This window comes from Sinorhizobium sp. FG01, assembly GCF_002531875.1.
GTDB lineage: Bacteria > Pseudomonadota > Alphaproteobacteria > Rhizobiales > Rhizobiaceae > Sinorhizobium > Sinorhizobium fredii_C.
This window is the reverse complement of the sequence record NZ_NWTB01000044.1, coordinates 1-11,079: the sequence shown is the minus strand read 5'-3', so window position 1 is coordinate 11,079 and position 11,079 is coordinate 1. Positions and strand designations below refer to the sequence as shown.

Below are 11,079 nucleotides of genomic sequence, written 5' to 3'. Positions count from 1 at the left end.
GACATAGAGATGGCGGTAAAAGGGTGTCTTGCCGCGGACCTCCGCGGAATGCTCGATGATCATGTGATATCCTCCACATGGGATCCCCCGTCCGGCAATGCGCCGGGCCTCCCGAGCCACTTTTCCGAGATCGACAGCCGCTGCTGCCTTGTGGAGTTATGCAGCAAGTGGCGTGCCAACTGGGGCTCGATCGAGCAGTTGTCTGAAATAGCTGCGCATTTTTGGAACCGCCGGAGCGTGCCAGGCGGCTCTGTCCGGAAACCTGCAAACATCGACGAGGGGAATGGGCGAAAACACGGACGATTTGGTCCAATAGCCGACGGCCATCGTCGACATTTCGCTCGTTGCGCCCCGGCGTGCAGGGCTTGAGCATGCGCTTTCGTGGTAGGGAGTTCAGAATGATGTGCGAGGCCGATGCCCTCTGGCAACCACTATGAGGCGATCATTCAGAGCAACTCAGACGCGGCGGGAACTGCCGACGCCCGAGATGACGCGGATAAACAGCAACCATTGCGCCGAATCGAAAGGGAAGGAAAAACCACTTCCGACTTTATGTCCATGATGAATAGTGCAGCGAGTGGAATATGAGATATGCTTAGGGCAGTCGCGGGCACCTTTACGCAGCGCCACCGCGCTTCAATGGAAATCCTGTGGATGGGATAGCTGCGAAGCAGCATCGCAAGAGCGTCGCGGCCGCTGATGTCAGTGGCCAGCCGATTTGCTGCTGCGACAAACAGTCCAGTTCCAATTGATCTCGCTCAAACCGTGAGCTCATAAACGATGCTATTTCCTCCGACCTCCACGAAACTGGATCGAAAGGGGGCAAGAATGCTATCCAGCAACATCGTCCGCGCCATCATTACCGCCACGGCATTGGTTGCCGCCCGCGCAGAGGCGACGGATCTGACCACGCCAGATCTGACAATACTACAAGCTGTGGCGCCTGCCGCTGCAGCACCGGCAGTCAGCCCATGGCAGATACGCTTGCGGGGGCTTAATGTGATCACCAACGACTCCGGCCAGGTTTACGGAGTGCCGGGATCGGATCTTTCCTTTTCGAATACGGTCATACCTGAATTTGACATCTCGTACTTCTTCAATGAGAATATCGCTGCGGAGCTCATCCTGGGCACAACCTATGCCAATGTCGACGGCGGCGGCTCAATTTCGACGCTCGGAGAAATCGGCAAGACTTGGCTGCTGCCGCCAACCTTGACCCTTCAATACCATTTCACCGATTTCGGCACTTTCCAGCCCTATGTCGGCGCCGGTGTCAACTACACGCTGTTCTACAATCAGTCGGGCAAGAGTGCCCGTAGCCTTGATGTCAAGAACACCTTCGGCGTCGCCCTGCAGGCCGGCTTCGACTATATGGTCGACGATCATTGGGGCGTGAACTTCGACGTGAAGAAAATCTTCCTGAGACCAGAGTTCGATGCCAATGTCGGTGGCACCGAGGTCAGTGGCAAGGCCAAGCTCGATCCATGGCTGATTGGCGCCGGCGTCACTTACCGTTTCTAGTCAGACGGAATTTCTCGCGGCCAGAGCATGGATTAAATAACCCCTGATCCCGACGCGTGTCGCACCGGCATTCTGGACGCGAGAAACTCGACGCCACTTGCGTTCGCGGCGTGACATCCCAGATGGCGGCGATCATCCAAAGGCGCAGCGTTCCTTGCTGCCGGCGTTCGATCAGTTCCTCGCGGCGAATGTTGTTCGAGTCCGGTCAGAGGTCGAGCTCCAGGTTGCGGAAGGGCTCGCTGTCGCGCCAGTTAATAGCCCGGCCGCGCTTCTTTGAGACAAGACCGTCGGCGCGGCGCGGTTGTGGGTCTGCAACAGCTTGCGCACTTGGCCGAGCCCGCCGTTCGGCCGCCCAGGCAACCGTCAAGCTGCGCTGGCGAATCTGCTGAAGAGTTCCCTTCTGCAACAGACATGACGATCAGGACTGATTTGAATAGCGTGGCTGAGACTTTGGCGAGGAGCCCGGAGCGGCGGGACTGTCGCATTTTATGCGGGGGAGGTGGCCTTGCAGGTCGACGGCTGTGCTAGGGCGCTTGCCTTCGCCGAGCGGCTTCAACACGATCCGGTCTACGAGTGACCGGATGATATCAACTTCGCGCCGGTGCTTTCCACTCAGCGAGCGCCTCATACAGCCGCGACTTCGCGGCGGTAATGAAGCGCCATGTTGGGGTGGAGCAGGGCCATAGGTCTTGCGTATTGAAAAGCCTCCAGCTTTTCGTTTCCGCGCCGCGATACGGTCTGTGATCTGCGCGCTGCCAGCGAGGATCGCGGTGAAGCGCAACGGTCGGCTCAGCGCGTCCTCTCAACGCTCATGGAACAGCCCTTCATAAACGAAGGCGCTGCAGATTGCTTCGCAGTCGGTCTCGCTGACGCCGGCGCGGCGCATGGTGGAGTGCCAGCAATTGGCGACTGTGTTGGTGATCGTGTCAAATATGCCTGTCGCTTCGTCTTCGGTGAGGAGGAAGCGGCCGTGCGCGGCGACGATGTTGCTGCGATTGGCGTAGCGGCCTTGCGGGCCGCAGGCGAGTGCAAGGTCGCGGCGTTCGACTGATACGGATGGCGTAGGTCCCAGATCGAAGGCAGGGCTCAGACGCCAGTCTCGCAGTTTGGCAAGCATGGCGTGGTTGCGCGGATGGTCGTCGACATTCGAGATCGCCGCGTTGAAGCAGATGCGCGCGAACAGTTCGCGCAGGTCCTGCTGGGGGCTGGCGCTGCCCCTGCGGAGCTCATCAGAAAGCAGGAGGTATGACCATTGATCGCGATCGGAGGCGCTGTCGCTGCTGCGCAGCAAGGTGAGTGCGCTGACCATGCGGAAGCGTCGGTAGCTCTCATCCTGCTTCTCACGGTCGAAGCGGCGGACCATGAGAACGTCCTTGCCGCCGACGGTGACGAGTTTGCTGTCGGCGGTGTCGAGGCCGCACGCGCGGGCGAGCAGGAGCGCGCCGTGCTCGACCTTCGGCTGGTTCCAGCGGTCATCGTAGCGCGAGAATTTTGCCAGCCAGAGCGCGCCGCTATCTTCTACGACGGCCTTCGGGCGAGCGCCGCCCATCGAGGTGCCGAGCAGCATCAGCTCTTCGGCTTGTGCGGCGAGTTCGTGCTGTTGGGGTTCGTTAGCTATGATCGTCTCTGCTGCCTCCTGCAGGCGGGCAAGGTCGATCGTCTTGTTGAATTCCCGCCGAGGTGCGGGCGGCGTCTGGTTGAGGCCGAATCCGAGGGCGCCGGCGCGGTCGTCAGGTCCTTCGAGCAGGTAGTCGAGTTCTTCCAGGTTAACGCGACCTGCATGTTTCTCGATGACGCGGCGGCCCCAGTAATCGGGCATCGCGTCGCGGATCGCCCCGAATATGCCCTTCATGCGGCCCGTCTCGTAGAGCCGGTCTGAAAGGCGCAGCTCGATCGGGTCGAGTTCGACGGCGTCGTTGCGCTCTAGGTAGCGGCGTCCATAGACGAAGGAGCCGGCGGCGGTACCGTCATCGACCGTAGTGACACGCAGCTTGCCGGCCGTGACAAACTCTGTCTTGCCGGGCGGGATGATATAGACGAAGCACTCGCGCTCAGAAGTCATTGTCCAATGCCTTTGGCGGGTGCGCCTTCTTCGGGCTGCGGACGCGCTCGAGAGCCTTGCCCTCGCTGTCACGATCAGGGTCTGCGAGCAGGCTCATTTCGGCGAGCAGGCCGAGTGCCCAAAGAGCGCCGGCATAGACGACGATCGAGGTGGTTGGTTTGCCTTTTTCGGCATCGGCAAGGGCGAAGCGGGACACGCCGATCCGTTCCGCCAGATCTTCCAGGCGGATTTTCCGCCGTAGGCGGGCGATGCGGATATTGCTGCCAAGCCCCTTGAGACTCTTCTCGACAGCGGCGGGCGGGCTTTCAGCGATCTTGCTTAGGCGCGGCATGATGGTTTCAGCGCACTTCACTAGCTATTACGTGGCTTTTATCTAACTTATCAGCAGTAAAGCAGTTGTCAATGACTGGATCAGGCGTGTTAGCTTAAAGCAACTCGATCCGGGGCTGAGTAGGTTTGACCTAACCTAATGTGTGGAGCGGCCTGTGATTCGATCCGAGCGGGCGACTGCCTGTCATCCTGTCATCAGCAGCGAAGGAGAAAGGTCATCACATCACCAGAGAAGAAGTTGCCGTAACGTCCTGCGTCGAGCTCGATCGGGCAGCAATGATCGCAAAGCCGCAAATCTTACGCTTCTGTTCCCCGCCGTTGGAGCACGTCACCCCGAGTGGTAGACAAAGGCGCTTGCGAGCCCCACAACCGACATCCCCGCGATCCCGAAAAGCTCACACCGTGGGCATTTTGCGTTTCGACACCGCTCCTCAGCCGTGCATCAAGGTTCCTGGAGAAGGGCGGTTTTGCCTGGCTCTAAGGCAGCAAATGGCAACGCACCGTTTGCTGTTGTTTCGCATCGTGATCATCGCGCGACATATTGCCGGCCAGGTACTGCGCAACAATCGGAAGACATATCGGTTCAGGCTCGTTAATCGCGGCCCGCCGCAGCTGGCCGGCCGACCTGGTCTCTCGAACTCGCGAAATACATCTCATAGCCGGAGCGGAGACCGCAACCCAATCTGCCGTCCCATCCGCCCTCGCAGCCCCGCCCCGTCGTGGGGAGGCCGGACGCTGGAGAGACTAACCCCGCCGATGTTCCTCATGGAAACTGATGGCGATTTGCGAAGGCCAAGCGACAGGATACCAGCCGCGTTTAGCCGCCCCACCTCCTTGAAAACCCAGCATGATTACCACGCGGTAGATCTTTTGGCCTCGTTTGCACTTCTTTAATGTTCTTTGTATGTTCTCGCCTGTAATGGGACCGTGTTACGTTGAAAGAACGCATAAGCTGCGGCAAGGTGAGGAAATGAGAGAGGGTGAGTCGGCCATTTTTTGCCAGAAGCAATCTGGTGCTTATTTCACGCCAGGCGACGTAGCGCAGGCTCTTGTAGCATGGGCCGTTCGGCGCGCGTCCGATCGACTTATCGATCCTTCATGCGGCGACGGCCAGTTTATTTCCGTCCACCGCAAATCAGTCGGCATCGAACAGAACCCGCATTCCGCGCAGAGTGCGATTGCAAACGCACCCTGGGCCCTCGTGCATAAGGGCGATTTCTTTGCCTGGGCTGCCGAGACGCGCGAGCGGTTCGAATGTGCCGCGGGCAATCCGCCCTTCATACGCTATCAAAGCTTCAAGGGAGAGGTTCGGCATCGCGCACTGGAGTTGTGCGCGCAGCAGGGTGCACACTTTTCCGGCTTGACCTCATCTTGGGCGCCGTTTCTCGTGGCAACCGCCGCCTTGTTGAAGCCTGGCGGCCGCTTGGCATTCGTCGTGCCGGCGGAAATAGGCCACGCCCCCTATGCCGCGCCGCTGCTCGATTACCTGGTCAATTCCTTTTCCGAAGTGCATATCATCGCCATCCGGCGAAAACTATTTCCATCGCTCTCGGAAGATTGCTGGCTTCTCTATGCGGACGGGCATGGAGGTTCGACTTTGCAGATAAATCTGACGGTCTGCGAGGAGTTCAAGCCGAGCAAATACCGTCCGAAGCCCGATGTAGTTGTCGACGTCGAAGAATGGCGTACGACCTGGTCGCGCCGGTTGCGGCCTTATCTTCTGCCGAAGAGTATTCGCGACGTCTACGCAACGGCGATCCATGATCCGGCGAGCAAGCGCTTCGGGGATATCGCAAGCATCGGTATAGGCTACGTGAGCGGCGACAACGAGTTTTTCCATTTACGCCCGTCGGAAGCCAAAAGGTTGAAAATTCCGTCCGAGTTCCTGCATCCGAGCCTCCGCAATGGTCGGGCGATGCCGAACAATCACATTACGGAAGAGACGGTCGAGGCCTGGAAAAAGAGCGATGATAAGGTCCTTCTGCTTCGATTGAAGCGCGGCCAGGAACTGCCGTCAAGCGTCAAGCGCTATCTCGACAGCAGTGCCGGCCGCGAAGCGCGCCTCGGCTATAAATGCCGAAATCGCACACCCTGGTATGCCGTTCCCGACGTGCAGGTACCAGATTTTGTCCTGAGTTACATGGCGGGCCGGTCGGCAAACCTGGTGAGAAATCTCGCTGGGGTAACCTGCACGAACAGTGTCCATTCGGTCCGGGTTCGTGACCGCCCGCTCGCTAAGAAACTTCTTCCGCAATGGTCAACCCCGTTCGTGCGCCTCAGTTGTGAGCTTGAGGGGCATGCGCTCGGCGGCGGGATGCTAAAGCTGGAGCCGCGAGAAGCATCACGTATTCTTTTCCCTTCTGAGACGATATATGCGCATGCGGAAGCGATGGAAGATGCAATAAGCGCGCTTCAGCGTTGGAGACATTATGCCGAGTAACCTCGAGGCGAAAACCTGCCAATGGACCAATCAGGCCGAAGCCTTGGCGGCATTCGCGGAGTTCACCGGCAAAACCCAGAGCGCCAGCCATATCAAACCGCTCCATTGGTATGTGGCATGCCGGTTGGTGATTGAAGGTGGTTTTGATCCGGAAGACATTGTTCCTCGCCCACCGTTTCGAGTAAAGCGCCGCTCCGGCAAAGCTCCTGTTCTGGAATACGAACCCAGCTTGGCACGTGGCGGCGAACGGACCGTGCTCGGTGGACTGAAAACGAAGAATGTCGATGTCGTCGTAACACGTGAAGGTATCGGCCCTGTCCTCGCTGTCTCATGCAAGGGTGTGACCGGAGCCTTCCGGAATCTGACGAACCGCATGGAGGAGACGATCGGCGAGTGTACCAATCTGCACATCACCTATCCCGCGCTCGTCCTGGGCTACCTCGTCCTGCTTCGGGCGAACCGGATGATCGAAATTGCACTTGATGACGCCGCTGAAGCCGTTGCGGACGCAGAGCCAGGAAATGAAGGCACTAAGACGCTTGCCGCCAATGACATCGCCATGACGGAGGGTGGGGAGCCGGTTGCCGGTATTGTCCGCTTTCACAATGCTCTGCGAGAGCTTGTTGGCCGGCGCGGCATTCGCGACGATGTAAGTCGCTACGAGGCGATCGGCTTCGGTCTCGTCGAGATGCACGGTTCTGAACGCAACACGTTACTCGACAGCTTTCCTCTCCCGGACAGTCCATTAAGGCTCACGGGATTCTTCGACACGCTATATGCCCGCTACGATGAGCGCTTTGTCGTCAGTGCACCGGATCTGTCTCGCACAACGCGGCGGCTGGAATGGGATCCGGCTTCTCCGGCGTTTCGCGTTCCGAACCTCGATTATGCCCCGCGGGTGAGTGGCCAACCCGCAGACATGCCAATAGCCGAGAGTTACGAGTGACGAGCTGGACTGCCAAGACGCGGGGAGCAGGCTTTCATACTTAGCGGCGAGCTCCTCCGATCGCCTTGATCAAGCCCGCCGGCGGCAAGAGATCACGGATATTCAAGTCCCAGTCGTATCGCTTGAAGGTGAAAGCTTTGTTGTCGCTTTCTTTTCCCGGCCATGTCCTTACGCCCTTGTCGGCAATCAACGCTGGTGGCGCCCACCCGACGATGATGGCCGCTGGGTTGTCAACAATTTTTACTTTGCTGGACAACTCGATGAACACGTGAATGGCGTCTTCTATCTCCTTCTTGCCCAAGTTGACGTTGAAGTGCACTGGGGGTGGGAACGGACTGCTTACCTTGCGCATCTTGGTCTTGATTTCAAGGCGCAAACCGTTGACGACAAAGTCGTCATCCAGAACCTTTCGCGTATAATCATTTCGAAACGGAGTATGGGTCGGCGTCACACTCTGCCGGACCAGCCATTCATGGAACGCCAGTTCACCGTATTTGCCTTTTGCGTGTGAAAGGACGTCGTTGCCGGCTTCCGCCGCAGGCGTCCGATGCGCTCCCGGGAACTGCGAGTGCTCATGCACCAAAAGGCCCAACTGCCAAGCCTCGTACCCACATCGCTCGGGGATGGGCAGGATGAGGTACTCATTCATTTGCTTCGGCATAGTAGTTTCCCACGCCATTCCATATTGCTTTGCGGCGACGATCTCGTTCGACGTTCTTGACCGCGTCTGGTGCGGTGAACTGCAAGGCCGTGCAATGGGCCGCTTCGCGAACTTTGAGTGGTTCGACACGTCGCATGGCTTATAAGCGTCAGCAAGGTTCTCGATGAACATGGATGCCGCCGCTTTTCCAGTCCCCCCTCAAGCACTTGCGGCCTCTATGGTGGCGAAAGACATACTGGACAACACCAGTGCGAACCCCTCGACACTCATACGTGTTGGCCACCATTGATGTGGATTTCGGCACCATTGATATAGGATGAGGCAGGCGTGCAGAGGAAATAAATTGTCTCGGCGACCTCAGACGGGTCGCCAAGACGTCCCATTGGTACTTGGCTGGCAACGAGCTTGTCCGTGCCGGGGGACAGGATCGAGGTCTCTATCTCGCCCGGCGCTATGGCATTGGCGCGAACCCCCCGGCCAGCAAACTCATGAGCAAGTTCCCGGGTGAGTGCAGCGAGACCTGCTTTAGAGGCTGCATATGCGGCGCCTGCGAAAGGATGAACGCGAGCGCCGGCGATCGAAGTTACGTTCACGATGGAGCCCTTGCCCAACTCGAGCTCGGGAAGAAGGCCACGGGCGAGCAATGCTGTCGAAACGAGATTAACGTTCAGCACTTGTGTCCAAGTGCGCGAATCAGTGCCAAGCACGCCCGGCCGGCTCTGATTCGGACCTTTCGGCGAGATACCTGCATTGTTGACGAGCGCATGAAGCTTGCCGGCGGGAAGTCGGCTTCGTACTTCTGCGGCAAGATCGTCTATCTTATCGATTTGCGCTAAATCTGCCTGGATGTGGCTCTCGCGTGCGGCTGGCCATGCGCAGTCCTTTGAAAAGGGCTGACGGGAAACTGTAAGGATTCTCCATCCACGCTCTTGAAACAGTTTCACTGTCGCGTGCCCTATACCTCGGCTCGCTCCTGTCAAAAGCATAATGAGTTGCTCTTCCATTATCAGGGCCCTTCAGATTGTTGACGCATAAAACTGCTAAAGTCGATGTATTGCAACAATGCGGAAGGGCACCTGCGAACGGTTACCCTCGGCGAGCGGCGGAGCGTGCTCCCCCATGCCGATCACTGCAAATCCACCATCGGCCGGCTTCTTGTGGGCCGAGGCGTCGTATCTTGGTCGATCCTGATCCCGAGTAAGGCAAATTCAAGCTGTCGACAACGAAGCTCTGGGAGACCTATGCGAGCAGCGTCCCGAGGAGATCGAGACCAGGTGATCGCAAGCGCGTCAAGCAAGAGCCTGCGTTGCTCTTGACTGCTTCAGGTTCGTTCCTGACGGACCCGCAGCCGCCTCCAGGACAAGGCAGTCTCGATCGAGTTCAACGCCGATACCACGCCAGTTTGCCTGGCCGTAAAAGCGGTCAGCAACAAAGCGCCCGAAAGTTGGCGAAGATCCAGTCGGAGGAGGTCCTCACGTTCGTCGGGCTTCATGTCCAACCACAAGGCCTGATTTTGCCAGCGTTCGAATAGCATCAGGCCTGTACCGCTACTCCCGGCGCTAAAGCAACGAACCGGTCTGGTGAGTAGGGTTCGCAAAAGCACTTGCAAAAAATGACGATACACGCATTTATCGCCCGTCTGTGAATTCAAACGCTCAGACGCTGGGCCTCTTCTTTCGTCGAGAGAGAAGCGGCCCTTTGCATTTTGAGTGCAAAACGGGTGATTCTTGTGGGGTTGAATCAGCGCCCGAGGCATGTTCAGGAGTCGTGCATGCGTCGCGCCTTGAAGATGGCTGCAGCGTTGTGCGAGATTACCCCGCTCGTTGGTCACTGTAGAAGTGCGGCAGCCAGGAAGGCGGTCGCAGACCCGACGAATACAACCACTGCGCATCCGCGCAACACTTTCATCCGGCGCGTTCGTTTGCCGGTCCAATCATAGCCCATCACGCAATTCCCTCAGCCTCATGCCGGATAAGCAGATAATGGAACAAGTCTCCTAAGAAATGGAAAATTTTGGGTCTGGAGACCCTTTCCGTCTCGCTCGAACTCACGTTCCGGGGATCAGGGCGGCCACTTCTCCCTGACGCGGTATCCTCACGCACCAGCCGTATCATTTGCTGCGTGAAGCGGCCACTCGTTAGGTCAGCCAAGCTTGCGCCTCTCGCGACGTCAAAATAGCGAGCGCGGCCGCGATCATAAGCAAAGCCGCGCTGGCGCCGAAGGTCACCTGGTACCCACTCATGTCGAAAAAGAAGCCACCAACGATCGCGCCCGAGGTGATAGCTAAGTGAATGACTGCGACCATAAGTCCGCCTCCAGCCTCGGCATCCTTCGGCAGCGTCCTCGATAACCAGGTCCACCAGCCCACCGGCGCTGACGTGGCGAACAACCCCCAGATGCCCAGCAGCAGTGCCGCTGCGGCAACTCGGCCACCGACAGCCGCAAGGGCCACGGCAATCGCCGCCATCAACATCGGAATCGCAATCAGCGTCCGATAGAGGCCATTCTTCAGAAAGGCGCCAATGAGCATGGTGCCGATGAACCCGGTCGCACCCATCACCAGCAGCAGGAGCGACATTGTTGAAACATCGGCATGGATAGCCGTTTCGAGGAACGGCCGAAGATAGGTGAACAGTGTAAACTGGCCCATGAAGAACACGCTGACCGCTGCCATGCCGAGAACCACCACTCGCCGGTTCAACAGTTTAAAAACGCTTCCGGATGGCGGCCGCTCCTCGACCTTCATGGGAGGAAGACTGAGGAGCTGCCACACGAAAACAATCACTGCGACCGGGACGACACAGAAGAACGCCCCGCGCCAGCCGATGAGGCTGCCGAGGAAGCTCCCCAGCGGGGCGGCAATGACCGTCGCCAGCGCATTCCCGCCGTTGAAGATCGCCAGCGCCCGCGGTACCTGATCGTCCGGAACAAGCCGCATGGCGGTCGCGGCGGAGATCGACCAAAATCCGCCGATAACGAGCCCGATGAGCGCGCGGCCAACCATGAACGCCACATAATTCGGAGCGACCGCTACCATCGTCCCCGAGACGATCATCACGGCGGTCAGCGCCAGTAGCAGGATCTTGCGGTCGAGTCTGCCGACCACGGACGAGATGAAG

The 11,079-nt window shown here is 58.6% G+C and carries 8 protein-coding genes; 3 read left to right on the top strand and 5 right to left on the bottom strand.

The genetic code is table 11. The features are described 5' to 3' along the window. The first annotated feature begins 828 nt into the window (after window positions 1-828). Window positions 829-1,521 carry an OmpW family protein gene (locus CO656_RS29135; protein WP_097528102.1) on the top strand — a complete coding sequence of 231 codons (693 nt, stop codon included), beginning with the start codon at window positions 829-831 and terminating at the stop codon, window positions 1,519-1,521. A gap of 802 nt (window positions 1,522-2,323) precedes the next feature. On the opposite strand, the gene CO656_RS29130 is transcribed toward CO656_RS29135, so the two are convergent. Continuing rightward, window positions 2,324-3,583, bottom strand: coding sequence for a HipA domain-containing protein (locus CO656_RS29130; protein ID WP_097528101.1), 1,260 nt, complete (start codon window positions 3,581-3,583; stop codon window positions 2,324-2,326). Further along, on the bottom strand, window positions 3,573-3,914 hold the full coding sequence (locus CO656_RS29125; RefSeq protein WP_018099692.1) for a helix-turn-helix domain-containing protein: 342 nt from the start codon (window positions 3,912-3,914) through the stop codon (window positions 3,573-3,575). The genes CO656_RS29130 and CO656_RS29125 overlap by 11 nt, the downstream gene beginning before the upstream one ends. Window positions 3,915-4,883: 969 nt before the next feature. Between CO656_RS29125 and CO656_RS29120 the strand changes: the two genes are divergently transcribed. Beyond that, window positions 4,884-6,353: an SAM-dependent methyltransferase gene (locus tag CO656_RS29120; RefSeq protein WP_097528100.1), complete on the top strand. Its 1,470-nt coding sequence runs from the start codon at window positions 4,884-4,886 to the stop codon at window positions 6,351-6,353. Beyond that, on the top strand, window positions 6,343-7,299 hold the full coding sequence (locus tag CO656_RS29115) for a hypothetical protein (protein ID WP_097528099.1): 957 nt from the start codon (window positions 6,343-6,345) through the stop codon (window positions 7,297-7,299). The genes CO656_RS29120 and CO656_RS29115 overlap by 11 nt, the downstream gene beginning before the upstream one ends. Window positions 7,300-7,339: 40 nt before the next feature. On the opposite strand, the gene CO656_RS29110 is transcribed toward CO656_RS29115, so the two are convergent. The 3 genes from CO656_RS29110 to CO656_RS29095 all read right to left on the bottom strand — a co-directional run. Then, window positions 7,340-8,131 carry a hypothetical protein gene (locus CO656_RS29110; RefSeq protein ID WP_097528098.1) on the bottom strand — a complete coding sequence of 264 codons (792 nt, stop codon included), beginning with the start codon at window positions 8,129-8,131 and terminating at the stop codon, window positions 7,340-7,342. Between the two features lie 95 nt (window positions 8,132-8,226). Further along, window positions 8,227-8,964: an SDR family oxidoreductase gene (locus tag CO656_RS29105; RefSeq protein WP_176536694.1), complete on the bottom strand. Its 738-nt coding sequence runs from the start codon at window positions 8,962-8,964 to the stop codon at window positions 8,227-8,229. 1,133 nt (window positions 8,965-10,097) lie between these two features. Next, window positions 10,098-11,079: MFS transporter (locus tag CO656_RS29095; protein ID WP_097528096.1), on the bottom strand; the 982-nt coding region annotated here is incomplete at its 5' end.

Coding starts and splice junctions, on each gene's coding strand:
- CO656_RS29115 (WP_097528099.1), top strand. CDS start 6,343: ATGCCGAGTAACCTCGAGGCGAAAACCTGCCAATGGACCAATCAGGCC.
- CO656_RS29125 (WP_018099692.1), bottom strand. CDS start 3,914: ATGCCGCGCCTAAGCAAGATCGCTGAAAGCCCGCCCGCCGCTGTCGAG.
- CO656_RS29110 (WP_097528098.1), bottom strand. CDS start 8,131: ATGTTCATCGAGAACCTTGCTGACGCTTATAAGCCATGCGACGTGTCG.
- CO656_RS29120 (WP_097528100.1), top strand. CDS start 4,884: ATGAGAGAGGGTGAGTCGGCCATTTTTTGCCAGAAGCAATCTGGTGCT.
- CO656_RS29135 (WP_097528102.1), top strand. CDS start 829: ATGCTATCCAGCAACATCGTCCGCGCCATCATTACCGCCACGGCATTG.
- CO656_RS29130 (WP_097528101.1), bottom strand. CDS start 3,583: ATGACTTCTGAGCGCGAGTGCTTCGTCTATATCATCCCGCCCGGCAAG.
- CO656_RS29105 (WP_176536694.1), bottom strand. CDS start 8,964: ATGGAAGAGCAACTCATTATGCTTTTGACAGGAGCGAGCCGAGGTATA.